A 23,395-nucleotide genomic window follows, 5' to 3' on the forward strand; every position below is an offset into this window, starting at 1 on the left:
CTCTTCAGTGAGCATCGCCGGGCAGTACCCGAACGCTGGCAAAGGTCTTGTCGTCGAAACTCGCGCCCAGGGACGCCGCGCGTACATGCAGATACCAGGCGCCGCTCTGGTCGAGAGTCACCGGCGCTTCGTACACGCCGTTGCCGACCTCCAGCGCCGCCACTTCCTGGGCCCTGGAGGTCGGGGCGCGGAAGTAGCGCACCTGCACGTCCTTGACCCCGCTGCGCTGAGTTTTCTGCTTGCCCTCAACGATGCGAAAGCGCACGACATAAGGGTTGCCCAGGTCAGCCGTGGACTTATCGAGCAGGAATTCCACTGTCGGCGCGCCGCGGTGTTGCGCGAGGTTTTGGTCCGGCTCTACCAACGCCGTGAAGCAATGAATGATGTTTGGTTGGTTGAGCAGGAACGCGACGTCGAAGCGCCCCGCCATTGGCAGTTTGATCCGCGCGCTGTACAGCCCCGGTTCGACCTCGCGCAAGCTGCGGTCGATGACCATCGCCGCCCGCGCCACTTGCCCGCGATTGGGGTAGCCGGACATCGGCGCGTTCATGCCTTCGGCGTAGAAGTAGGTGGTGTTGTCCACCGGGTTGACCACGAACACCGCGTTGTCATCCCGGGACACCGCCAGGCTGGAGGCCAGCGGCAAATCACCGGCCAGGCGTGGCGCCTGGGGCCCGGCTTCGAAACCCTGGCTGATCGGCGTGCGGCCTTCGCCGAGGGACGCCAGGTTGATCATCGTCACCTTGGCCGAGGCGAGTCCGCGCACGTAGGCGTAGGCCTTGGTGAACACCACTTGATAAGGCTCGGCGGAGACATCGATTGAGTGAAGTTGCGAATCGTTGGCGGCGTCGATGATTTCAGCGCGGTTTTCCAGGGTGTTGAGCACCACGCCAAAACGCCCATCGGCGCTGAACCCCATCGGGCCCAGGCCCTGGCTCAACTTGATCACCCTTCGCACCGCCAGGCTGGCGGTATCGACCACGGTCACCGTGCCGTCCTGGCCATCGGCGACATACACCGCGCCGGACAGCGGCGAGTACGCCACCGACAACGGGTGCGCGCCGGTCTTGAGTTGTTGGCTGATGGTCAGGCTGGCAATGTCGATGATGCTCAAGGTGCCGTCGTCGCGGTTGCTGACGAAGGCATGGCGACTGTCCTTGCTGAAAGCGATTTCGTGGTGGCCACGGCCGGTCGCGAGGTGTTTGAGGGGTTTGAGGCTGCGGCTGTCAATTACCGTGACGCCGGACTGTTCGGCGGTTTGTGCATTGTTGCCGACCCACAGCAGGCGCTCGTCCGGTTGCAGCGCCAGGCGTACCGGGTTGTTGCCGGCGGCCACCGAGTCAAACAGCTTGAATTGTCCGCTGTCGAGCACTGCCACTTCCCCGGCCGTCGGCATCGAGATGAACACGCGTTTGTTGTCTTTGGTGGTGACCCAATCCATCGGTGGTTGCTTGAGATCGATGCGCGCCATGGTGCTGGTGATCCCGCCGACCGACACCGAAGGATCGACCACCGAGACGCTGGCGTCGCGGTTCATCACCAGCAGGAAGTAGCTGTTCAAATCCAGCAGGGGTCGCGCGCCGATACTGGATTTGAGGAACACCCCGACCCGGGACTTGCAACTTTTTTCACGGCCCTGGGCCTGGTCTGCGGCGAGGGTTTCCGGGTCGAGCCAGGCGCCGGGGTTCACCCCCGACAACGGTTGCCCCGAGGTACTGTCGCTGACCCGGAACTGCACGTCGGCAAAACTGCCTTCGCGCAGCACGCCGTCCTCGGCCAGTGGCTGCACCTTGAAGTCCACCACCACCCCGTCCCGCGTCAGTGTCTGGCCGCTCCAGGTGTCGGGCAGCGCGACCTCGCTGAGCAGCGTCGGTGGCGCCGTGCGCCAGATGCCGAGCCAGATCAGTGCCAGCCCGACAGCCAGTGCGCACCCGGTGATTTTGATAGTCCTGCTCATCACGCGTCTCCCCTTATCCATCTGTCACGCCATGCCCCTGTAGGAAGGCCGTCATCCGTTATGGAGCCGGCGCCGGTTCGGGCTCATTGGTCACCCGCAGCAATCCCCAAAGCCCGGCGGTGTTGCCGTAGGCGCCGTAGTCGCGGAACAGGTAGTCGCCCGGTATCGCGTTGCTGCCCCCGGCGCTCGGGTGCATAAAGCTGAAGTGCGCCGCCGGCAGGATGCTTTCGTGGGCGCCGATGTACATCGACATCGGGTTGAAGCCGAACCGCACCGAGCCCACCCCTGGTGTACTCATCGGATAGCCACCGGTGTCGCTCTTCTCCGACTGGAACGGGTTGACCGACCACACGTGACCATCAAGCTGGAAGGTCGAGCCACGGCTGCCACCGGTGGGCAACATGATGTGCGTGCGGAACGGTTGCCCCGGTTTCACATAGAGCACTGGCGTCTGCGGATCGCCGCCCACCAGCGCATTGCTGTAGGCCATGTGCGCGTTGGGCACGTCGCCGTAACCATGGCCGTCGGCGTGACCGAACGGCGCATCCGGCGCCAGCCCGAAGCGGTACCACAGTGGCTCGGCCCGGTAGTTGATGGCCATGCTCGAGTTGTCCTGTGGATCGGTCGGCACTCCCAGGCCTTCCGCCGCAATGCCTTCCACCGGCCGGCCGTTGGCCCAGCGAATGTTCAGGGCTTTCTGCCAGACCATCGCAAAATCGCGGTAGGTGGTCTGCCCCGGTGCGGTGACGGTCGCAGTCACTTTGCGGGTATCGTCGACCCAGGTTGCGCCGACCGGCAGGATGCTCATCGCACCGCCAAGGCCTTTTTGTCCCTGCTTGATGACGTCCGCCGGGGTGAAGTTCAACCCGCCAAACTCCACCGCCGTGGCGTTGATGTTGTCGACACTGCGACCCAGTTGCGTAATCGGCTTGCCTTCACGCTCCAGGTGCCCGGCATAGTACTGATAGGTCCGCGTCGGGTACGCGCCGACACCGCCAACACGCGGTGGCACGGTCTGGATCGGGTTGGCGCCGACGTTGGTGCCGTCGGATTTGGTGATGTCATACGCCAGCAGTTGCGCGTGCAGGCCAACATGGCTGGACGGGCGCATCAGGTTGTTGCTGAAGGTGGTCGCGCCCAGGCCATCGTTGCGATTACGTTTGACCATGCCTTGCATCACCGCCGTCTGAGTCAGGTCCGGCATGACGATGGGCAGACGGTTTTCCAGCGTAATGTTGATGCAATCACCGGCCGCCGCACGCAGCACCAGCGGTTCGACTGGCACACCGGGTTTGAGCTTGCCGGTGATCGGATCGAGGTCGCCTTTGCGCACATACAGGATCGCCGTCGGGTCATGCAGCGGCCCGCTTTGCCCGCCGATGGTGAACGTCTCACCGTCTTCAGGATCGGTCACGGTGACCTGCGGAATGCTCACGGTCCGCGAGTTGAACACCAGGGTGCCGCCCGCCGGATTCAATGGCCCGCCGACATGCTGGCCAATCCCGGCCGGATCACCGATGGCCAGGTTCAACGGATTGCGCAGGATGTCGTTGGCCAGTGCCGCGACCACTTCATAGTTGCGTTGTGGTGTCGGCCGGGTGCCGATGCCATTGGGGTTGGCGCCGATCCGTGGGCAGATGCCATCGAACGCCACGGTGTTGCGCATACCGGCCGGTTTCGCGTTGTTTGGCAGCGCGAACAGGTCAGCGCGTTGGGCCGTATAGTTGCGCATCACGCCCCAGATCCCGCTCCAGTAACCTTCAATCGACGCGTCCATCGAGTACAGGTAATCCCCGGTGGTCGCGGCCGCGCTGGAGATCATCGACACCGGCGCATTGAAGCCCATCTGCTCGGAGATCCCGATCATTTGCGACGAGCGCCAGCCGGAGTTGGAGCTGTTGCCGAAACCGGAACCGCTTTGCAGCCATTTCACGCCGTGCAGGGTCACGTTGTGCTCTTCTTCGTGACCACCGGCATGCACCCGCAACCGCACGTTGTCACCGGTGTAGGTGCGCAGCATCGGGGTGAACGGGTCGCCCGGTTCGGCACCGCCGCGGTTGATGTGTGGCGGGAACAGCGTGGTGCCGCCGGTTGGGCCGGTGGCTGCAGTCACCAGGTTCGGCGCCAGGTTCATCGCCGGGATCGCGCGGTCGGTACGACTTTGCATGGCGTACGCCAGGTCGCCGCCGAGGCCGTCGGCCTGCATGCCGCGCTTGCCGTCCGGGCCGACCTTGTTCGGGTCATACACCCGCAGGGCCAGCGGTTCGTTACGGTAATTGACCACGAACATGCCAGGGTCATCGACCGAGATCGCTTGCGGGCATGGCCGGCTTGGGCAACCAGGAACTTGCCCGCCTTGCACTTCGACGATCCCCTCCAGCAGGTTGCTGGCGTTATTGCGCACCGGCGGATTAATGGCGTAGCGGAAGCTGTCAGCGGTGGCCGGGAAGGCTTGCGGATTGGGCACGCCGTTAGGGCCAGCGCCCACGTACACACCGGCTTCATAAGCGTGCTGGAAGTCACTGTATTCGAGGAAGAACTCGCGGAAGCTGTCGTTCTTGCCGTCACCATCAATGTCACCAGTGGACACCACCGCTTGCCACGAAGTCGGCCCGCCGTCCTGCCGCGCGCCGCTGTACAACGGCTCGCCGGTTTCGGCGTGGAACCAGGTGGAACCGGCCGGCTCCGCCAACACGGTGGCGTACAAGCCAATCTGCTGGTGAGTCGATGGGCCTAAGTGGTCGTGGGTGAAAATGGTCCCGAGGCCACGGTCGACGCCTTTGGCGTTCACCACCGGATCGACAAACCAGCGCTGCATCGCCGTGCGCGCCCCGACCCAGTCAGCCCGGCCAAATTGACCGAAGTACGGGTGATTCTTGGCTTTCGGACAGGCCGGCGTGCCATCACGCGGGTCGGTGCCTTCGCACTGGTTGAACTCGCGAATGGCGTGGATGCGTTCTTGCACCGCGCCGGGGGAAAGCACGCCGTCTTCGTAGTTCCAGCCGTTGGCCGAACCGTCGGCTGACACCAGGTCCCATTTAGGCAGGTGAATATGCTGGCCGATCACGTCGGTCGGCGTGCGTACCTGATAGTCGTCCATTTCATAGGTGGCCGGCACCAGGTTGGTTTGCTGGTACTGCACGCAGTCGAAGGTGTTCATGCGCATTACCAGAGGCTCTGGCGGACGCTGCTTGGTGATCACCGGCCAGGCGTCTTCCCACAGGGCGAGAATGCGCGCTTGCGGGAAGTGGTAACCGACCTTGTTGTACACCGCGTCGAACTGAATGTTCGCGGCTTTATAGACCCGAGGACGGTCGGCGGTGAAGGTCGAAGAACCGGTGTAGGACATCCCGTCGATCCGTTCGCCACTGGCAAACTCACCGGTGCCGGCGCTGCTGGTCAGGCGTTTTTGCCGATCATCCATGCACGGCTCGTAGTACGGCGCCCCCGCGATCGGCAACGCGCCGTTGGTGCGGAAGGCCTTCGCCACGATTTGATTACCGGGCAGCAGCGCAAAGCTTGGGTGATCCTTTTTCGCGTGGAAGGCCATGGCCGCCTGTTCGACTTCGGTGCCTTCTTCCGGCATGTAGATCGGTTTGGCCCGGGTCACTTCCTTGGAGAAATCCAGGGACGTGGTGATGGTGTGCGCCAGGCCACCGGCAGAGAAACCGTCCAGGGAATGCCGCCCCAAACCGCCGTCCCAACCACCGGACTGCGCCGGGTCTAGGTTGGCCCACAGGGCATTGCCGCTGGTTTTCAAGGTCTGCGCCTTGGCGGCGTCGAGCATGTCCAGCGGCGGCGTTGGTGGGCGTTGGCCGACCGAACTTTCCATGCCGCCGATCCAGAACGGATACCCAGGGTTTTTCAGGCTGCCGTCGGCATTGCGGTTGGCTTCGCTGCGATCCACCAAGGCCAGGGAGCCGATGGCTTGAGGGCCGCCGCTATGATGTTCGCCGTCGTCATTGTCGTCATCATCCGCCACCAGGGTTTCGCCGATTTTCGGCACCACCGCGACCTTGCCTGGCATCGGTGGCATGGCTTTGCCGGGCAGCGGCACCACTGCGGGAATCGGCGTCCCGGCGACAATTTCGCCATCGGGCAAGGCCCGCGCGCCCGCCGCCGGTTTCCCGCTGCGCAAGGCATAGGGTTCGCTGTGATAACCGTCGGCACCTTGTTGCGACACTTCGAGTTTGGTGCCTTCTTCAAACACATCATGAACCCGCCACATGCTCCACATGCCTTGGGCAAAGTGTGGATAGAAGTGGCAATGATAAATAGCGTCGCCGGCCACGCGGTTGCGGTTGCCCGAACCACCGTTGGCGATTTCATAGGTGTAGCCGGCGCCCGGACCGATGCCCTGGGCGTCGACATAATCGGAGTTGTCATCGTTGGGATTGAACAGCCACTGATGCCCGTGCAGGTGGAAGATGTGTTGCTCGTGGCCGTTGTGGGTGTTGCGGAATTTGACGAAGTCGCCGATGTAGCTGTGGTTGACGTTGGCCGGCTCCGACGGGTACAGCGCCATGGTCGCCTTGACCCCGACCTGATCGGCGCGCGGTGTTTCACCGGGACGAATGTTTTCCAGGCCGACGTTGGCCGGTACGTCCACCAGCATCGCCACATCGCCCACGGTGTGGGAGCTGAGGAAGAATTCTTCATAGGCGCAGGACAGGCAATCGTGCATCGGCCCGACACCTAAACGGTTGGCCACCACTTCGGCGCCCATGCCACCAGAGCCGTAGTTGATCATGAACGAGTCGCGGGTCGGCTCCAGCACGTGGGCCATCACCGGGTCCGCCCAATACGCCGGGAAGGCTTGGGTGGCGGCGGTTTCATCCTGGAACTGCGAGGCGAAATCGCGGAACGGTTCCAGCCGATTGGGGATGGCCGGGTTGCGTTTGCCGACGGCTTCCAGCGGATAGGTCGAGGGCGGGAAGCTGCCGTCGGCGTTGCTGCCCATCACGATCGCATCGCTCTCGCTGGAAATGATTTCATTGCCATCGACCATGCTGATGATTGGTATGCCGGCCTTGCCTTCACGCAGCCACGGTTCGCGCTGCGGATAGCGTGCCTGGTAGTCGACAATCGGCTGGCCGGCGGGGGTGCGGCCGCTGCTGGCCAGGCGCATTTCTTCTTCGGTGACGGTGTTGCGATAGGCCCGGCCGCCCTTGGGCACCACCACCACTTCGCCGAACAGACCGTTGGCGACGTTGCCGGCATCGCCTTCACCGCCGAAGGTCGCGCCACGACTGCTGGCGGCAAACGCACCTTCGCGCTCGGCGTACAAGGTGTAGGAACGGCTGGCGCCGGGGGCGATCAAGGAGTTGGCGTTGCGCCCGGTATAGGACGCGATGTCGTCGATGCTGTTGACCGCTTGCAGGCCGTTGACCTGGAAGCCGACGTGACGGTCAGTGACTTGTTCGTCGACTTTGAAGTTTTCGTCGTTACCGACTTCGCCCTCTTCCTCTTCCCCGCTTTCGTGGCTGCCAGGATTGGCCTGGTAAGCCAGCAGGTTTTGCAGGTTGACGGTCAGGCAGTCACCGGCAGCAACCCGCAACACCAGCGGCCGCGGACGCTTGTCGGGGCGCAGCGAGACTTTGCCCGGCACCGCCGAGCCACCCTGGGCCAGGGAGCGGTCATGGTCATCCACTACATCGCGGCGCAGGGCGAACATCATGCCGTTGGCGTTCTGCGCGCCGAGGCGGTTGAACATCAGCGGCTGATCCAACGCCACGACGTTGGCCACCAGATTACGCTCGCAGCGCACTGCCGCGTCGGCCAGCTCGATGCCCAGCATCGACGCCACCAACAGCAGCAACTGAAACATAGATGGAACGTGGAATACGCCAGTCATGATCACAGGCCTCGCTGGGTGCTCACAGGAATAACTCTCGACAAGTACGGTTGAGCAATCTGCATGCCATAAATTATTTGTTTATTTATCAGTCAGTTATAGAAACGAGTTAATACGCCGGGGGATATTCCCCACCCATTCCCCACATTCCGGGCGCCCCCGGTTTGCCCCACATTTGGGGTAACTGCCCCACGGCGTCCGCTCACAACGGCGCATCCACGGCAAGGCCCTGCAAACGTCGGTACTGGCGCAACACGCTGGGCACATAACGCTGGGTTTCGGCGAACGGCGGGATCACCCCGCCACGGCTGAGCACCGCTTGCGGCCCGGCGTTGTAGGCCGCGACGGCGAGGCTGATGTCGTTGTCAAACAGGGTCATCAAACGCTTGAGATAACGAGCGCCGCCCTGGATGTTGGCCTTGGGGTCGTAGACGTCGGTCACCCCCAGTTCGCGAGCAGTGCCGGGCATCAATTGCATCAGCCCGCCGGCACCTTTGGCCGACGTCGCGTCGGCGTTGTAGCTGGACTCGGCCTGGATCACCGCGTGCAGCAGCGCCGCCGGCAACTGATTGGCCGTGGCCGCCGCCGAGACCAGTTCGGCATAGGGCTGGCGGGCGATCATCTGCGGTTGCTGATCCATGCTCAGTTGGGCAGATTCGGGCTCGTGAATCACCCGTTCATAGTGCCGTCCGGGACGGTGAACATTGGACAGAACGTAGCTGCCCTTGGTGTCCATGGAAACGAAGACATCGGCCTGGGCGACGCCGCTCAGCAGCAGCGCGCCGAGCAGTCCTGCGGTGAGAGTTTTCATGTTTCATACCTCCCCTGGCCGGCCCCGAAAAACGGGGCTTATGCCCCAATGGCCGGTAGTCAACCAGCCATACGCAAGCACTGTGCCGTCGGCGCCAGGGCCCGAATCACAAGGGGTTCAGCGGTATCTCCAAGCGTGAGCATGGCAATTGCATAAGGCCCTTCAGCGACCCTGCTGCCCACTGGATAGAGGTCATCATGAATCAGCGTCCGTGTTCCGCCCCGCGCCCTCAACGCGGGTTCACCTTGCTCGAATTGTTGGTGGTGTTGGTGGTGCTGGGGTTGTTGGCCGGCATCGTTGCGCCGAAGTATTTCGCCCAGTTGGGGCGCTCGGAAGTGAAGGTCGCCAAGGCGCAGATCGAAGGCTTGAGCAAGGCCCTGGACCTGTATCGATTGGAGGTCGGTCACTACCCGTCCACCGAACAGGGTTTGCAGGCGCTGGTCATCGCGCCCAGCGATGAAACCCGCTGGACCGGCCCGTACCTGCAGAAAAAACTGCCCCAGGACCCTTGGGGTCGTAACTACGCCTACCGCTACCCCGGGGAAAACAGCGAGTACGACCTGCTGTCGATGGGCAAGGACGGGCAACCCGGCGGCGAAGGCGAAAACGCTGAAGTCACCAACTGGCAATAAGCGGAGCGACGCCCATGCGCTTTCATCTCAAGGCTGTCGGCAAGGCTGGCGTGGTCTCGATGACCGTCGAAGCCCCCGGCCACAGCGAGGCCCGACGCATCGTCGAAGACCAGGGCTTGCGAGTGCTCAGCCTGCACGCCGAGCGTCACTGGCGCGCATTACGCTTGCGCCAGCGCGAGACGTTTAACCTGGTGCTGTTCAGCCAGGAACTGACCACGCTGCTCAACGCCGGCCTGCCGTTGATCGATGCGCTGGAAAGTCTGGCGGAAAAAGAATCCGCGCCCCAGGCCCGCAAAACCTTGAGCGAACTGGTGCGCCTGCTGTACGAGGGCAAATCGTTCTCCCAGGCGTTGGCCCAGTTATCGGCGGTGTTCCCGCCGCTGTACGTGGCGCTGGTGCAATCCAGCGAGAAGACCGGCGCCGTGGGCGAGGCGCTGGGCCGTTACGTCAGCTATCGCCAGCGCATGGACGAGGTGCGGCAGAAGATCATCAGCGCCTCGATCTACCCGCTGCTGTTGCTGGTTGTCGGCGGTGGCGTGGTGCTGTTCCTGATGGGCTACGTGGTGCCGCGTTTCAGCCTGGTGTTCGAAGGCCTCGGCTCGAACCTGCCGTGGATGTCGCAGATCCTGATGAGCAGCGGCATGTTCCTCCACACGCATCAGCTTGAATTCTTCGGCACGCTGGCGGCGATCATCGTCGCCCTCGCCTTCCTCCAGCGCCAACCGGCCTTTCGTCGGGGCGTGGACCGCTTGATCGAAAAACTCCCGGCGGTGCATCAGCGGATCTTCATGTACGAACTGGCGCGCTTTTATCGTTCCCTGGGGATTCTGCTGCAAGGCGGCATCCCGCTCGTCACAGCGATGGGCATGGTCCGCGGCCTGCTCACCGTCGCCTCGCGTTTGCGCCTGGACCAGGCCTGCGAACGGGTGCGCGAAGGGCAATCGCTGTCCACCGCGCTGGAACTCAATCACCTGGTGACCCCGGTGTCCCTGCGCCTGCTGCGCGCCGGTGAACAGTCCGGCAACCTGGGGCAAATGATGGAACGCAGCGCCGACTTCTACGACGAAGAAATCAGCCGCTGGCTCGAGTGGTTCGTACGCTTGTTCGAACCGTTGCTGATGACCTTCATCGGCCTGCTGATCGGCGTCATCGTGATCCTGATGTACATGCCGATCTTCGAACTGGCCTCCAGCATTCACTGATCCGCGCGAATCAACTGAATAAAACCGTGGGTTGCCGTGTTAACCGATTGAATGAAGCAGCACGTTGCATTGTTCATCCACGTTCCAATCTGAATAAGAAGACGGAGAACGACATGCACATCAACAAGCTTTTACTGGCAGTAGCGATTGGCGCAGTCCTGTCGGCGTCGACCATTTTGATTCCGGACAGCCTGTCCGGTGTATCGAGCGCGCAAGCCAAGGAAGGGGGTAGTGGCGGTGGCGGCAATGGGGGTGGCCATGGTGGAAGTGGGGGTGGCGGAAGCGGTGGCGGTGGCGGTGGCGGTGGCGGCAATGGCGGTGGGCACGGAGGCAGTGGCGGCGGCGGAGGAAGTGGTGGTGGCGGCGGCAATGGTGGCGGTCACGGCGGCAGTGGCGGTGGCGGCAACGGTGGAAGCGGCAGCGGTCACGGCGGCAGTGGCAGTGGCGGCAACGGTGGAAGCGGCAGCGGTCATAGCGGCAGCGGACACTCCGGGGATTCAGCATCCTCCGGGCGCAATGGTACCCACGCGGAGCCAGGGGACGATCATGGGGTTCATCGCGCTGGTGAAGTGGGTGACGACCACGGCGTCCACCGTGCGGGCGAAGTAGCCGATGACCGTGGCGTCCACGTCGGCGGCGAGCCGGGGGATGACAAACGGGTCAACTGATCATCATAAATCCCCCTGTAGGAGCGAAGCTTGCTCGCGAAAGCGGAGTGTCAGTCAGCACTTAAGTTGAAGGACACTCCGCTTTCGCGAGCAAGCTTCGCTCCTACAATGGGTGCTGATCCAGCCGCTCGCGCAAAAACTCGATAAACGCCTGCACCGGTCGCGACCCTTGGCGATGCTGCGGGTACACCGCCGACAACGTCAGCGGCTCCGGTCGAAAATCCTCCAGCACCGGCACCAACCGCCCGTCCTTCAGCGCCGCGCCGACAATAAACGTCGGTAGATAGGTAATCCCCATCCCCGCAATCGCCGCGTCCTTGAGCAATTCCCCGTTGTTGACCCGCATCCGCCCGGTGACGTTGACGGTCAGCGGCTTGCCCTGCCCTTCAAAACGCCATTGCACCTGACGCCCGTGGCCATACGGCAAACAATCATGGCTAAGCAGGTCTTCGGGTTTGGCCGGCGTGCCGCGCTCGGCGAGGTACGCTGGGCTGGCGCAGTACACGCGCTGGATCGAGGCGATGCGCCGGGCGATCAGGGTCGAGTCTTCCAGCACGCCGATGCGCAACGCCAGGTCGTAGCCCTCACCGAGCAAATCCACCGGTCGGTCACTCAGGTCCACTTCGACGGTGACGTCGCGATAGCGCTGCAAAAACACCGGCAGCAAACACCCCAAATGCGCCAACGCAAACGACAGCGGCGCGCTCAAACGAATGGTGCCGCGCGGCTCGGTGGTCTGGCCGGCGATGCCCTGCTCCACTTGCTCGACTTCGCTGAGCAGGCGCAACGCGGACTCGTAATAACTCTGGCCGAGGGGCGTCACGTCCAGGCGCCGGGTCGAACGATTGAGCAGGCGCACGCCGAGGCGTTCCTCCAATTGCATCAAGCGACGGCTGACGAACTGCTTGGACAGGCCCAGTTGATCCGCCGCGGCGGTGAAGCTGCCGGAGTCCATCACCTGGCAAAAAATACGCATATCTTCGAACGGGTTCATTGTCACGCCCTGGTTGACAGTCAAACACTTTATAGCCGCTTTTTCCGTTTCTGGCACCCCATTAATCTGTGTCCACGGTGCAGCGAACAGCCGCTGCTCCGGAAACCGAACCCGAATTCGAATACACAATTAAAAAGGATTTATGCCATGAACATCGTCAAGAAAACCCTGACCGCTTCCCTCCTCGCCCTCGCCGTTGGCAACGCATTCGCTGCGGGCAGCCCCGGTGTCGAACACACCACCCAAGCCTTCCTCGAAGCCCTCGCCGCTGGCGGTGGCAAACCCCTTGAACAACTGAGCCCCAAGGATGCCCGTGCGGTGCTGACCGGTGCGCAGAATTCGGTGAAGGTGGATTTGTCGGGCGTGGATGTCAGCGAGCGTGCGATCAAGGTCGATGGGCAAACCATCAACCTGAAAATCGTCCGCCCAGCCAAAGTCAAAGGTGAGTTGCCGGTGTTCATGTTCTTCCACGGTGGCGGCTGGGTGCTGGGCGATTACCCGACTCATCAACGCTTGATCCATGACCTGGTGATGGGCTCCGGCGCGGTGGCGGTGTATGTCGATTACACACCATCACCGGAAGCGCAGTACCCGACCGCGATCAACCAGGCCTACGCCGCGACCCGTTGGGTGGCTGAGCATGGCAAGGAAATCGGCGTCGATGGCCAGCGCCTGGCGGTGGCCGGCAACAGCGTCGGCGGCAACATGGCAGCGGTCGTGGCGTTGATGGCCAAGGAACAGAAAACCCCGGCGCTGCGCTTTCAGTTGTTGATGTGGCCAGTAACCAACGCGCAATTCGATACAGGGTCGTACCAGCAATTTGCCGAAGGGCACTTCCTGACCAAGGGCATGATGAATTGGTTCTGGGACAACTACACCAAAGACGCCGGCCAGCGGGCACAGATCCACGCCTCGCCGTTGCAGGCCAGTGCCGAACAGCTCAAAGGCTTGCCGGCGGCGCTGGTACAGACCGCCGAGTTCGACGTGTTGCGTGATGAAGGCGAAGCCTATGCCCGTCACCTCGATGCGGCGGGTGTACCGGTGACGGCGGTGCGTTATAACGGGATGATTCATGACTTCGGGCTGTTGAATCCGCTGAGTCAGATTCCGGAAGTGAAAGCAGCGGTCAGGCAGGCGGCACTGGAACTGAAGACGCATTTGAACTGAAGCAGATCCCTGTAGCAGCTGCCGAGCACCGCGAGGCAGCGTTCGGCGGCGAAGCCGTCGTAAAATCAGACACCACGGTGTATCAGGTAAACCGGGGTGGCAGGATTGACGACGGCTTCGCTGCCGAACGCTGCCTCGCGGTGCTCGACAGCTGCTACGGGGGCGGATGCGATCTTACTTTCAGCGGAGTTCCCCCATGTCCCTCATCTACGACCACCCCCTGTCCTGGAGCGCCCTGCTGCTGGTGATCGACGCCCTGCTCTGGCACCTCGCGCCATTCAAGCACCGCGTCACCCGCATCGGCCTGCGCCTGGCGCTGTTTCTGATCTTCAGCGCGGTGATCATCAACGCTGGCGTCAGCCCGCTCCAGGCGCCGGTGTTTGCCGACGACCCTGTGGCACAACTCGGGGCCACAGCATTGGGGATTGTCTGGTGGCTGTACGCCGCGCGGGTGCTCACCGAAGTCATCGGCCTGGTGCTGATGCGCCGCATCGGTCATAGCGGACGGTTGTTGCAGGATGTCATTGGCGCGCTGGTGTTTCTGGTGGCCATCGTCGCGGCGGCCGGGTATGTGCTGGAGTTGCCAGTCAAAGGTCTGCTGGCGACGTCCGGAGTGGTGGCGATCGTGGTCGGCCTGGCGTTGCAAAGCACCTTGAGCGATGTGTTTTCCGGGATCGTGCTCAACACCACCAAGCCGTATCAGGTGGATGATTTTGTGGTGATCGACGGCGTCGAAGGCAAGGTGCTCGACATCGACTGGCGCGCCACGCATCTGCTCACCAGCGCCGGCACCATGGCGGTGGTGCCGAACTCGGTCGCGGCCAAGGCGAAGATCGTCAACCTGAGCCGGCCGAACAACCTGCACGGGGTGTCGATCAGCATTCAAGTGCCCAACCATATTCGCCCGCGTCGGGTGCTGGATGCGCTGGATCGTACGCTTCAAGGCAGCAGCACCTTATTGCTGAATCCGGCGCCGAAAGCGGTGTTGAAAGAGGCTGGCGAAACCATGTCCGAATACGTGGCCAGCGGTTTTATCGCCGAGCTTGGGAAAAAAGCCGAGGTGCGTAATCAACTGTTCGACCTGGCCCATCGGCATCTGGAAGCGGCGGGTATTTCCCGGCAACTTGATGGCGTGATCGAGCCTTCGACCCGGGCGCGAGCGTTGCTCGATGAAGTGAAAATCTTTCGTTCGCTGGACGAGGATGAACGTGATCGACTGGCCCAGGCGATGGTGCCCCAGCAGTACGCGGCGGGTCAGGTGGTGCTGGAATTGGACGAAGTGCCGGACAGCCTGTTCGTGATTGCCACTGGCGTGGTCAGCGCCACCGTGCCCGATGGCACCGGGCACACCGAAGCCGGACGCATGGGGCCGAGTGAGGTCATGGGCGAACAGAGCATCCTCACCGATGCACCGTCCCAGGCCTGCTTCACCGCATTGACGTCGTGCATCATTTACCGGATCGACAAGTCTTTGACCCGCGATTGCATGGCACAGCGTGGCGAGGTTGGGCGGGCGTTGAACAAGTTGCAGGCGGTGCGGCAGCAGAACAGTCGGATGGCGTTGATGGCTACGCCGGTTCCGGTCAGGAAAGGAGGTTTTCTGGGGTGGTTGCAAAACCGTTGATCCACGGGTCGAACCGGGCCTTGTGTAGCAGCTGTCGAGCACCGCGAGGCAGCGTTCGGCGGCGAAGCCGTCGTCAATCCTGCCACCGCGTTTTACCTGAAACACCACGGCGTCTGAGTTTGCGACGGCTTCGCCGCCGAACGCTGCCTCGCGATGCTCGACAGCTGCTACACGGGGTTTGTGTCAGGCAAGAAAATGCCCGCACATTGGCGGGCATTTTTGAGCGCGACGAGACTTATTTGGCAGCCAACGCCGAATAGCTGTTCATCAAGTTGCGATAGTTCGGAATGCGCGGCGACAGCAGGTTCGCCAGGCCTTCCATGTCGTTGCGCCAGTCGCCTTGCAGCTCGCAGGCCACCGAGAACCAGTTCACCAGTTGTGCGCCAGCCGCGGTCATGCGCGCCCAAGCGGCTTGCTGGACGGTTTCGTTGAAGGTGCCCGAAGCATCGGTCACCACGAACACTTCAAAACCTTCAGCCAGGGCCGACAAGGTCGGGAAGGTCACGCAGACGTCAGTCACCACACCGGCAATGATCAGTTGCTTGCGGCCAGTGGCTTTCACGGCTTTGACGAAGTCTTCGTTGTCCCAGGCGTTGATCTGGCCTGGACGCGGGATGTACGGCGCGTCCGGGAACAGTTCCTTGAGCTCCGGCACCATCGGGCCGTTCGGGCCGTTTTCGAAGCTGGTGGTAAGGATGGTTGGCAGTTTGAAGAACTTGGCCAGGTCCGCGAGGGCCAGCACGTTGTTCTTGAACTCGTTGGGCGAGAAATCCTGCACCAGCGAAATCAGGCCGGTCTGGTGGTCAACCAACAGTACAACGGCATCGTCTTTGTTCAGGCGTTTGTACGGAACGTTGCTCATGTGAAACTCCTCGGTAGTGGGATGGTGCTGATGACGCCGGCACCAGGCCGGCGCTTTTTTGATCGTCAGAAGGCAAAGCACGAGCAGCCGAAGGCGCCCCAGAAACCCGCAAAATCGCTGACCGGCGCATTCGACAGGCGCGCCTTTTCGTGGCTGTGGGAATGCACGCCGCACGGCCCGCTGCAATGGTGAACCTGAGCCTGCATCGGCGACGTCGGACGCCAGTGGCCGGGGACTTTCACCACCGGCGACCAGTCCGGCAGCACCGGCACGCTGGCCGGGCCGAGTTTTTCGAAGTCACCGGCGGCGTACACGACCTTGCCGCCGACCACCGTCAACACGGACTCGATCCATTTGATCGCCTCTTCATCGACGCTGAAAAAATCGGCGCTGAGGGCGGCGACGTCGGCCAATTGACCAACCTTGATCTGGCCTTTCTTGCCCTGTTCGGACGAGAACCAGGCGCTGCCGTGGGTGAACAGCTCCAGCGCGGTCAACCGCGACAGGCCTTCGGCATGCAGCTCCAGACCGCCGACGGTACGGCCGCTGACCATCCAGTACAGCGAGGTCCAAGGATTGTAGCTCGACACCCGGGTGGCGTCGGTGCCGGCGCCGACCGGTATTCCCTCGGCCAACATGCGCTTGATCGGCGGCGTGGCTTCGGCGGCTTTGGCGCCGTAACGCTCGACGAAATACTCGCCCTGGAACGCCATGCGGTCCTGGATCGCAATGCCACCGCCCAGCGCCCTCACCCGCTCGATGTTCTGCGGGGTGATGGTTTCGGCGTGGTCGAAAAACCACGGCAAGCCGTTGAACGGAATGTCACGGTTGACCTTCTCGAACACGTCGAGCATGCGGCTGATGGATTCGTTGTAGGTCGCGTGCAAACGGAATGGCCAGCGCTGCTCGACCAGGTGGCGTACCACCGGTTCCAGTTCGTCTTCCATGGTTTGCGGCAGGTCCGGGCGCGGTTCGAGGAAGTCCTCGAAATCCGCCGCCGAGAACACCAGCATCTCGCCAGCGCCATTGTGCCGCAGGTAGTCGTCGCCCTGGTGCAGGGTCACGCTCGACGTCCAGTTCTTGAAGTCGCTGAGTTCTTCTTTCGGCTTCTGGGTGAACAGGTTATAGGCGATGCGGATCGTCAGTTGCTGATCCTTGGCCAACTGCTCGATCACCTGGTAGTCGTCCGGGTAATTCTGGAAACCGCCGCCGGCATCGATGGCACTGGTCAGGCCCAGGCGATTGAGTTCACGCATGAACTGACGGGTCGAGTTGACTTGGTATTCCAGCGGCAACTTCGGCCCTTTGGCCAGCGTCGAGTAGAGAATCATCGCGTTCGGGCGCGCCACCAGCATGCCGGTCGGATTGCCATTGGCATCCCGGACGATTTCGCCACCCGGTGGGTTCGGCGTATCGCGGGTGTAACCGGCGACGCGCAGTGCAGCACGGTTGAGCAAGGCACGGTCGTAGAGGTGCAGCACGAAGACTGGCGTATCCGGCGCGGCCTGGTTAAGTTCTTCCAGGGTCGGCATGCGTTTTTCGGCGAACTGGAATTCGTTCCAGCCACCGACTACGCGCACCCATTGCGGTGTTGGGGTGCGGTCGGCCTGGTCCTTGAGCATGCGCAGGGCATCGACCAACGACGGCACGCCTTCCCAGCGCAGTTCGAGGTTGTAGTTCAAGCCGCCACGGATCAGGTGCAAGTGCGAGTCGTTGAGGCCGGGAATGACGCAGCGGCCCTTGAGGTCGATGACCTGGGTGCCCGAACCGCGCAGGGCCATGGCTTCGCCGTCGTTACCGACCGCAACAAAGCGCCCGTCCTTGATCGCCACGGCGCTGGCCAGCGGGTTTTCGCGGTCAACGGTATGGAATTGGCCATTGAACAGAATCAGATCGGCGTTCATCACGGTTCCTTCTTCGCAGTGGAGTGAGACAACCAGGGCGCGAACAATCGGGTCGCCCTTGGCATGAACAGGTACACCACCGAGACCACGATGGTCACGGTGATCAGGAACGTGGCGACCACGTAGTTGGACAGGATCGGGTGCAGCTTGAGCAGCGGCCCCCAGAGCATCGGCACCAGCAAGGTGTGCGGCAAAATCACCAGCAACGTCACCACGGCCTGCTTCCAGCGCGGTGGCGGTGGCGACGCGGCGTCGACCGTTGGCGCGAACCAGAACTCGTTGACCGGGTTGACCTCGGTCTGGTCGCCGTCGGCCAGCATCGGTGTGGCTTCGTTGACCAGCTCAAGCCGTTGCGGCGAATCCAGCCAATGCTGCATCGCCTCGGTGGAACAGAAGCGCAGCACACAGGTGTACATGTCGAGGCCGGCGTTTTTGCCGCGCATCACGTCCACGCCCAAGTGCCCTTCCTGCTGCCCGGCAATCGTCACGATGTTGCGCAACCAGGCTTCGTAGGGCACTTCGAACCCGGCCTTGACCCGGTGCTTGATGATCAGGGTCACGATCTCATCGAAACCCGGTTTTGCAGCGGCGGCGTGGTTGGCATCAGGCATAACGAAGGACTCCGGCGAAACGTTCATTGAGCGCCAGCCGTCCCGGCCCGGCGATGAGGATGCTGGTGAACACAATCAACAGCAGCCAGCCGAACTGCCCTTCAAACAGGCTCCATTGCGGATGCACGACCACCAACGCCACCAGCAGCAGAAACAGAATAGGCAAACACGCCAAACGCACCAGCACCCCGGCGATGATCAGCAGCGGGCACAGCACCTCGGCGAAAATCGCCAGGATCAACGTCAGGTTGGCGCCCAGGTGGAACGGGTCTTCGATGTTCTGCACTTCGGTGCTGAAGTGCAGCAGCTTGGGCAAGCCGTGCACCCACAGCAAAAACAGTCCGCCGCTGACCCGCAAAAACAACAGCCCGAAGTCCCGAGCCCGTTCATCCCATGCCGATGCGTTCATCGCCTGCGCGCCCCTGTGAAAAAATCACCGGCATGGCTTCGCCGGCACTTGAGTTGATAGTGCCGGGGGGAGGACGGAGAAAATTGGATGTACGTGCTCTTTTTGCGGCTGCCCCCCAACCACCACACAACCCTGTAGGAGCAAAGCTTGCTCACGATGGCGGATTGATCGTTCCCACGCTCTGCGTGGGAATGCAGCCCGGGACGCTCCGCGTCCCATCCAGCGCCGAACGCAGAGCGTCGGTGGAGGCATTCCCACGCGGGAGCGTGGGAATGATCATGTGTGTTTGTCTGGGGTTAGGGGGTCGGGATGTTGAGCGGTTCGGACATGAATTGGCTGATGCGTGAGCGCAGCCATTTCTCTGCCGGGTCGTTGTCGTGCACGCCGCTCCAGGCCATCGATAACTGTGCCGCCTCGATTTCAAACGGTGGGTCTTCGGCGCGCAGCGCACAGCCTTCGACCAGGGCGCAGGCGGCGTAATCCGGCACGGTCGCGATCATTTCGGTCCCGGCCAGTAACGCACGTAAACCGCTGAATTGCGGCACGCCCAGCACCACGCGGCGGGAACGGCCGATCTTGGCCAGGTCGAGATCGATGTTGCCGCTCAGGTCACCCGAGAACGACACCATCGCATGGGGCCGTTCGCAGTATTCATCCAGGGTCAGCGGGCCAGGCCGTTTGTCCCCACGCAACACCTTGCAGGGAATATCCCGCAGTTTCTTGCGCTTGGCATTGGCCGGCAAATCGGTGGTGTAGCTCACGCCCACGGAGATTTCCCCGGACGCCAGCAATGCCGGCATCAGCAGGTAATTGGCGCGGCGCACGACGACGATGATCCCCGGCGCCTCCTCCCGCAACTGACTCAGCAACGGCGGAAACAAACCAAATTCGGCATCGTCCGACAGCCCGATGCGAAACACATCGCAGCTGCTGGCCGGCTCGAATTCCTTGGCGCGGCTGACCGCGCCGGAGATCACGTCCATCGCCGGTTGCAGTTCCTTGAGAATCGCCAATGCCCGCGCCGTCGGTTCCATGCCGCGACCGTTGCGCAGCAGCAACGGATCGTCGAACAGATCACGCAAACGGCCCAACGCGGCGCTGACCGCCGGTTGGCCCATGAACAGTTTTTCGGCGACCCGGGTCAGGTTCTTTTCGAACATCAGGGCTTCGAAAATCACCAGCAGGTTCATGTCGACGCGGCGCAGATCGTTACGGTTCATAAGGGCAATCCATTTGGGTTGTCAGCCAGGCACGGTCTGTCGAACTCTACTCGATCAACGGCACTTTCGCCGCTCGTTTGTACGGCCCGTACTCCACCGGCACCCACTGGAAATGCTTGCCCTCGGCGGCGATATGACCAATGCCCGGGAACGGCAAGTGCGCGGCGGTGACCCAGGTTTTGCTGATCGCAGCATCGGTGAAGACCTTGTTGCGGCTCTCGATCGCCTGCTGACTGTTGACGTCAAAACCGATCGACACTTCGGGATGGAGAAATTGCACCGCCAGGTTATGCACCAGGTCACCCATGAACAGAATGCTCTGGCCCTGGGAAGTAAAACGATAGGTGGTGCTGCCCGGCGTGTGCCCGGCCTCTAGCGTGGCCTGGACACCCGGCACCGGCGACTGACCGGCGTCGAAGGTCTTGAAGCGGCCCGCCGCGACGTACGGCGCGGTCGAATCCTGGGCGATTTTGAAGTACGGCTTGGCCCCTTCCGGCGCCTTGGCGATGGCCTGTGGATCGAGCCAGTAATCGGCTTCGGCCTTGGCGGCGTAGACCGTGGCGTTGGCGAAAACCGGTTTTTGCTCGGCGTCGACCAGACCGCAGACGTGATCCAGGTGCAGGTGGGTCAGCAGGATGGCGTCAACCTGGTCCGGCTGATAACCGGCGGCTTTCATGTTGTCCGAGAGCATACCGGCCGTGGCACCGATGCACTGCCCTGCCCCGGTATCGACCAGGATCAAATGCTTGCCGGTGTTGACCAGAAACGCGTTGAACGCGGTTTGCACCCCCGGTGTTTCAATCGAGCGCCGGGCCAGCAGTGCACGGATCTGGCTCTGGGTCAGGCCCTTGAGCAGTTTCGGCGACAGGTCGTTGTAGCCGTCGAACAGCGCCGTCACTTCGTAATCCCCCACCGCCAACCGGTAGTAACCGGGCACCTGCGTGCCGACCTGCGCCGGTGCCGCTGCCATCGAAATCCCGGACGCCAGCGCAACCGCCAGGCCCAGTGTGCCAACCACAGAATGCTTCATGCCTTCACCTTTGATCTGAGAAAAGCGGCCATCCCCGGCCGCGCCATACGTCATTCATTTTGACCTGCCCTGCCCCTGCGCACTTGCAGCGATGTGCTGAGTTAGCGCGGTTTCTTCGCCGCGAACCGGGCAAGGAATTAACAACGTTTAACTCGCCTGCCAACGCCCCGCGGCCAAGAATGAAGCCCACTGCACACAGCTGTTTTCTGCATAAGGGAAGGTGCTGATCCACCGTGCAGTGCGCCCGCGCATTCCCACCGACACGGATATTTGTCATGGCCCATGTTCAGCATCACGCCGTCAGGGCGTCCGCCACGTCGCCGCAAAAAACCAGCACCGGCGGCCTCGCCCCCTGGCGCGAAAACCTGGTCAAGCAACTGATTCTCGAACGCCTGAGCGACAGCCTGGAAGTGACCGAACTGGCTCGCGCCTGTGCGTTGTCGCGCAGTCATTTTTCCCGGGCGTTCAAGTGCAGCACCGGCTTGTCGCCACAGGACTGGATTCGTGGCCAGCGCATTGCCAAAGCCAAGCAACTGATCCGCGACACCGACCTGACCCTGACGCAGATTAGTCTGGAATGCGGATTTTGCGATCAGGCGCATTTTTGCCACATCTTCACCCGCAGCGAAGGGATCAATCCGTTTGCATGGCGGTGCAAGGTGCTGCGCGGCCCTGCCTTCAACGCTTTTTTGTAGGAGCCAAGCTTGCTCGCGATGGCGATCTCAGGAACGCCAACGCGGGCAAGCTTGGCTCCTACAAAAGCCCGAAATCAGGCTTTGAGGAACGCCAACAGGTCTTCGTTGAGCTGATCCTTATGGGTATCGGTCAAACCATGCGGCGCGCCCGGATACACCTTCAGCGTCGAGCCTTTGACCAACCGGGCCGAAGCAATCCCCGCCGCTTCAATCGGCACCACCTGATCCGCATCGCCATGCACCACCAGGGTTGGCACGTCGAACTTCTTCAAGTCCTCGGTGAAGTCGGTTTCCGAGAACGCCTTGATGCAGTCATAAGCGTTCTTGTGGCCAGAGCTCATGCCCTGCAGCCAGAACCAGTCGATCATGCCCTGGGAAGACTTGGCACCCGGTTTGTTGAAGCCGAAGAACGGACCGGCGGCGAGGTCCTTGTACAGCTGCGAACGGTCGACCAGGGAGGCCTGACGAATCCCGTCAAACACTTCCAGAGGCAGACCGCCGGGGTTGGCTTGGGTCTTGAGCATCAACGGCGGCACCGAAGAAATCAGCCCCGCTTTCGCCACCCGGCCCGTGCCGTGACGACCGATGTAACGTGCCACTTCACCGCCGCCAGTGGAGAAGCCGAACAGCACCACATCTTTCAGGTCCAGCCGTTCGATCAATTGCGCCAGGTCGTCAGCGTAGTGATCCATGTCATTGCCGTCCCACGGCTGGCTCGAGCGGCCATGACCCCGGCGATCATGGGCGATGACCCGATAGCCCTTGGACGCCAGGAAGATCATCTGCGATTCCCAGCTGTCGGCATTCAACGGCCAGCCGTGGCTGAAGACGATGGGCTGACCGCTGCCCCAGTCCTTGTAGTAGATCTCGGTGCCGTCGCGGGTGGTGAATGTGCTCATGTGGCGTGCTCCTTTTTTTGGGATTTATCAAAGCGGTGAGTGATGCAGGCGCTCGGCCAGGCGTGCGATGCGCTCGCCCAGGTGCGCGGCGGTGCTGCGATCTTCGGCGGGTGGCGCGTCGTCGGGGGACTGTTCGACATTCGACTGGGCCATGGCGCCGAGCGAACTGCCGAGGCGATTGAGTTGGCCGTCGAACAGACCGGTGCTGCTGCGTGCCGGCAACAGGTCGAGGCCGACCCAGATCATCGAATGCTGGGCGGCGAACACTGCCATCTGCAGCAAGGTGTTGAGCTTGTCGCCGCACAGGCAGCCGGAATTGGTGAACCCGGCGGCAAGTTTGTCGCGCCACGGTTGGGCCAGGTAGAAGGCGGAAGTGGCTTCCATGAACCCCTTGAAGGACGCCGAGGCGCTGCCCATGTAGGTCGGGGCGCCGAAGATGATCGCGTCGGCCCGGTGCAGGCGCTCCCATTGCGTGTCCACGTCCTCCACGGCAATCAGCCGGCAGGTACTGCCCAAGTGCCGTTCCACGCCCTGGGCCACGGCCTCGGCCATGACCCGGGTGTGCCCGTAGCCACTGTGATAGACCACCACCACATCGCTCATCCCGGCATTCTCCAGAAGTGTCCATTCCCTTTACAACGCGAAGACAGAGGTCTTCGTTGGACTTGAAGCGCTAGAGTTTTGGGCGTAGACCTGACTCGCGACGAGTTAAACGTTGTTAATTTTCAAAATCGCGCCCAGCGCCGCGCCGCCCTGTTTGTCACACTCACGGCCAATAAATACGCAGTGACCAACGACAGCGGGAACGTGCCAGTCGCAGCGAACACCTGACAGTCAGTCGCGCCCTCATTGCGCT

The 23,395-nt window shown here is 62.3% G+C and carries 18 protein-coding genes; 6 read left to right on the plus strand and 12 right to left on the minus strand.

Going from position 1 to position 23,395, the window contains the following annotated elements; genetic code table 11:
• Positions 1-4 precede the first annotated feature (4 nt).
• The 3 genes from HKK52_RS08625 to HKK52_RS08635 form a co-directional block, all read right to left on the minus strand.
• On the minus strand, positions 5-1,957 hold the full coding sequence (locus tag HKK52_RS08625) for a YncE family protein (protein WP_169370467.1): 1,953 nt from the start codon (positions 1,955-1,957) through the stop codon (positions 5-7).
• 58 nt (positions 1,958-2,015) lie between these two features.
• The gene (gene mnxG / locus HKK52_RS08630; protein ID WP_169370468.1) at positions 2,016-7,811 is read right to left on the minus strand and encodes a manganese-oxidizing multicopper oxidase MnxG; all 5,796 of its coding nucleotides are present in this window, start codon (positions 7,809-7,811) and stop codon (positions 2,016-2,018) included.
• Positions 7,812-8,013: 202 nt separating this feature from the next.
• Positions 8,014-8,622 (minus strand): lytic transglycosylase domain-containing protein, encoded by a 609-nt coding sequence (locus HKK52_RS08635; RefSeq protein WP_169370469.1) that lies wholly within the window; start codon positions 8,620-8,622, stop codon positions 8,014-8,016.
• Between the two features lie 197 nt (positions 8,623-8,819).
• Between HKK52_RS08635 and gspG the strand changes: the two genes are divergently transcribed.
• The 3 genes from gspG (at position 8,820) to HKK52_RS08650 (ending at position 11,124) form a co-directional block, all read left to right on the plus strand.
• Positions 8,820-9,254: a type II secretion system major pseudopilin GspG gene (gene gspG, locus HKK52_RS08640; RefSeq protein ID WP_169370470.1), complete on the plus strand. Its 435-nt coding sequence runs from the start codon at positions 8,820-8,822 to the stop codon at positions 9,252-9,254.
• A 14-nt stretch (positions 9,255-9,268) separates the two neighbouring features.
• The gene (locus HKK52_RS08645) at positions 9,269-10,456 is read left to right on the plus strand and encodes a type II secretion system F family protein (RefSeq protein ID WP_169370471.1); all 1,188 of its coding nucleotides are present in this window, start codon (positions 9,269-9,271) and stop codon (positions 10,454-10,456) included.
• Positions 10,457-10,569: 113 nt separating this feature from the next.
• Positions 10,570-11,124: a hypothetical protein gene (locus HKK52_RS08650; protein WP_169370472.1), complete on the plus strand. Its 555-nt coding sequence runs from the start codon at positions 10,570-10,572 to the stop codon at positions 11,122-11,124.
• 103 nt (positions 11,125-11,227) lie between these two features.
• Here the strand turns inward: HKK52_RS08650 and HKK52_RS08655 are convergent, their stop codons facing one another.
• Positions 11,228-12,118, minus strand: a complete 891-nt coding sequence (locus tag HKK52_RS08655; RefSeq protein WP_169370473.1) for a LysR family transcriptional regulator — start codon at positions 12,116-12,118, stop codon at positions 11,228-11,230.
• Positions 12,119-12,265: 147 nt separating this feature from the next.
• On the opposite strand from HKK52_RS08655, the gene HKK52_RS08660 reads away from it, so the two are divergent.
• Together HKK52_RS08660 and HKK52_RS08665 are read left to right on the plus strand one after the other, a co-directional pair.
• Positions 12,266-13,285 (plus strand): alpha/beta hydrolase, encoded by a 1,020-nt coding sequence (locus HKK52_RS08660; RefSeq protein WP_169370474.1) that lies wholly within the window; start codon positions 12,266-12,268, stop codon positions 13,283-13,285.
• A 196-nt stretch (positions 13,286-13,481) separates the two neighbouring features.
• A complete protein-coding gene (locus HKK52_RS08665; RefSeq protein ID WP_169370475.1) occupies positions 13,482-14,909 on the plus strand; it encodes a mechanosensitive ion channel family protein in 1,428 nt (475 codons plus the stop codon).
• A 235-nt stretch (positions 14,910-15,144) separates the two neighbouring features.
• Here the strand turns inward: HKK52_RS08665 and ycaC are convergent, their stop codons facing one another.
• The 6 genes from ycaC to HKK52_RS08695 all read right to left on the minus strand — a co-directional run bounded on the left by ycaC (position 15,145) and on the right by HKK52_RS08695 (position 20,945).
• On the minus strand, positions 15,145-15,771 hold the full coding sequence (gene ycaC, locus HKK52_RS08670; protein WP_133837047.1) for an isochorismate family cysteine hydrolase YcaC: 627 nt from the start codon (positions 15,769-15,771) through the stop codon (positions 15,145-15,147).
• A gap of 65 nt (positions 15,772-15,836) precedes the next feature.
• Positions 15,837-17,675 carry an amidohydrolase gene (locus HKK52_RS08675; RefSeq protein WP_169370476.1) on the minus strand — a complete coding sequence of 613 codons (1,839 nt, stop codon included), beginning with the start codon at positions 17,673-17,675 and terminating at the stop codon, positions 15,837-15,839.
• On the minus strand, positions 17,675-18,286 hold the full coding sequence (locus HKK52_RS08680; protein WP_169370477.1) for an antibiotic biosynthesis monooxygenase: 612 nt from the start codon (positions 18,284-18,286) through the stop codon (positions 17,675-17,677). Before HKK52_RS08680 ends, HKK52_RS08675 begins: the two co-directional genes overlap by 1 nt.
• The gene (locus HKK52_RS08685; protein WP_169370478.1) at positions 18,279-18,695 is read right to left on the minus strand and encodes a DoxX family protein; all 417 of its coding nucleotides are present in this window, start codon (positions 18,693-18,695) and stop codon (positions 18,279-18,281) included. The genes HKK52_RS08680 and HKK52_RS08685 overlap by 8 nt, the downstream gene beginning before the upstream one ends.
• A 296-nt stretch (positions 18,696-18,991) precedes the next feature.
• Positions 18,992-19,915, minus strand: coding sequence for a LysR family transcriptional regulator (locus HKK52_RS08690; RefSeq protein ID WP_123406592.1), 924 nt, complete (start codon positions 19,913-19,915; stop codon positions 18,992-18,994).
• A 46-nt stretch (positions 19,916-19,961) separates the two neighbouring features.
• Positions 19,962-20,945 (minus strand): MBL fold metallo-hydrolase, encoded by a 984-nt coding sequence (locus HKK52_RS08695; protein WP_169370479.1) that lies wholly within the window; start codon positions 20,943-20,945, stop codon positions 19,962-19,964.
• 275 nt (positions 20,946-21,220) lie between these two features.
• On the opposite strand from HKK52_RS08695, the gene HKK52_RS08700 reads away from it, so the two are divergent.
• Positions 21,221-21,640 carry a helix-turn-helix domain-containing protein gene (locus HKK52_RS08700; protein WP_178117447.1) on the plus strand — a complete coding sequence of 140 codons (420 nt, stop codon included), beginning with the start codon at positions 21,221-21,223 and terminating at the stop codon, positions 21,638-21,640.
• Positions 21,641-21,714: 74 nt separating this feature from the next.
• Here the strand turns inward: HKK52_RS08700 and HKK52_RS08705 are convergent, their stop codons facing one another.
• Both HKK52_RS08705 and HKK52_RS08710 read right to left on the minus strand, forming a co-directional pair.
• Positions 21,715-22,539, minus strand: a complete 825-nt coding sequence (locus HKK52_RS08705) for an alpha/beta fold hydrolase (RefSeq protein ID WP_169370480.1) — start codon at positions 22,537-22,539, stop codon at positions 21,715-21,717.
• Between the two features lie 27 nt (positions 22,540-22,566).
• The gene (locus HKK52_RS08710; RefSeq protein WP_169370481.1) at positions 22,567-23,142 is read right to left on the minus strand and encodes a flavodoxin family protein; all 576 of its coding nucleotides are present in this window, start codon (positions 23,140-23,142) and stop codon (positions 22,567-22,569) included.
• Positions 23,143-23,395 lie beyond the last annotated feature (253 nt).

This window comes from Pseudomonas sp. ADAK2 (assembly GCF_012935755.1).
In the GTDB taxonomy this organism is placed as follows: domain Bacteria; phylum Pseudomonadota; class Gammaproteobacteria; order Pseudomonadales; family Pseudomonadaceae; genus Aquipseudomonas.

What these genes read in the sequence shown, in the direction of transcription:
- HKK52_RS08625 (WP_169370467.1), bottom strand. Translation starts at nt 1,957, where the DNA reads ATGAGCAGGACTATCAAAATCACCGGGTGCGCACTGGCTGTCGGGCTG.
- mnxG (WP_169370468.1), bottom strand. Translation starts at nt 7,811, where the DNA reads ATGACTGGCGTATTCCACGTTCCATCTATGTTTCAGTTGCTGCTGTTG.
- HKK52_RS08635 (WP_169370469.1), bottom strand. Translation starts at nt 8,622, where the DNA reads ATGAAAACTCTCACCGCAGGACTGCTCGGCGCGCTGCTGCTGAGCGGC.
- gspG (WP_169370470.1), top strand. Translation starts at nt 8,820, where the DNA reads ATGAATCAGCGTCCGTGTTCCGCCCCGCGCCCTCAACGCGGGTTCACC.
- HKK52_RS08645 (WP_169370471.1), top strand. Translation starts at nt 9,269, where the DNA reads ATGCGCTTTCATCTCAAGGCTGTCGGCAAGGCTGGCGTGGTCTCGATG.
- HKK52_RS08650 (WP_169370472.1), top strand. Translation starts at nt 10,570, where the DNA reads ATGCACATCAACAAGCTTTTACTGGCAGTAGCGATTGGCGCAGTCCTG.
- HKK52_RS08655 (WP_169370473.1), bottom strand. Translation starts at nt 12,118, where the DNA reads ATGAACCCGTTCGAAGATATGCGTATTTTTTGCCAGGTGATGGACTCC.
- HKK52_RS08660 (WP_169370474.1), top strand. Translation starts at nt 12,266, where the DNA reads ATGAACATCGTCAAGAAAACCCTGACCGCTTCCCTCCTCGCCCTCGCC.
- HKK52_RS08665 (WP_169370475.1), top strand. Translation starts at nt 13,482, where the DNA reads ATGTCCCTCATCTACGACCACCCCCTGTCCTGGAGCGCCCTGCTGCTG.
- ycaC (WP_133837047.1), bottom strand. Translation starts at nt 15,771, where the DNA reads ATGAGCAACGTTCCGTACAAACGCCTGAACAAAGACGATGCCGTTGTA.
- HKK52_RS08675 (WP_169370476.1), bottom strand. Translation starts at nt 17,675, where the DNA reads ATGAACGCCGATCTGATTCTGTTCAATGGCCAATTCCATACCGTTGAC.
- HKK52_RS08680 (WP_169370477.1), bottom strand. Translation starts at nt 18,286, where the DNA reads ATGCCTGATGCCAACCACGCCGCCGCTGCAAAACCGGGTTTCGATGAG.
- HKK52_RS08685 (WP_169370478.1), bottom strand. Translation starts at nt 18,695, where the DNA reads ATGAACGCATCGGCATGGGATGAACGGGCTCGGGACTTCGGGCTGTTG.
- HKK52_RS08690 (WP_123406592.1), bottom strand. Translation starts at nt 19,915, where the DNA reads ATGAACCGTAACGATCTGCGCCGCGTCGACATGAACCTGCTGGTGATT.
- HKK52_RS08695 (WP_169370479.1), bottom strand. Translation starts at nt 20,945, where the DNA reads ATGAAGCATTCTGTGGTTGGCACACTGGGCCTGGCGGTTGCGCTGGCG.
- HKK52_RS08700 (WP_178117447.1), top strand. Translation starts at nt 21,221, where the DNA reads ATGGCCCATGTTCAGCATCACGCCGTCAGGGCGTCCGCCACGTCGCCG.
- HKK52_RS08705 (WP_169370480.1), bottom strand. Translation starts at nt 22,539, where the DNA reads ATGAGCACATTCACCACCCGCGACGGCACCGAGATCTACTACAAGGAC.
- HKK52_RS08710 (WP_169370481.1), bottom strand. Translation starts at nt 23,142, where the DNA reads ATGAGCGATGTGGTGGTGGTCTATCACAGTGGCTACGGGCACACCCGG.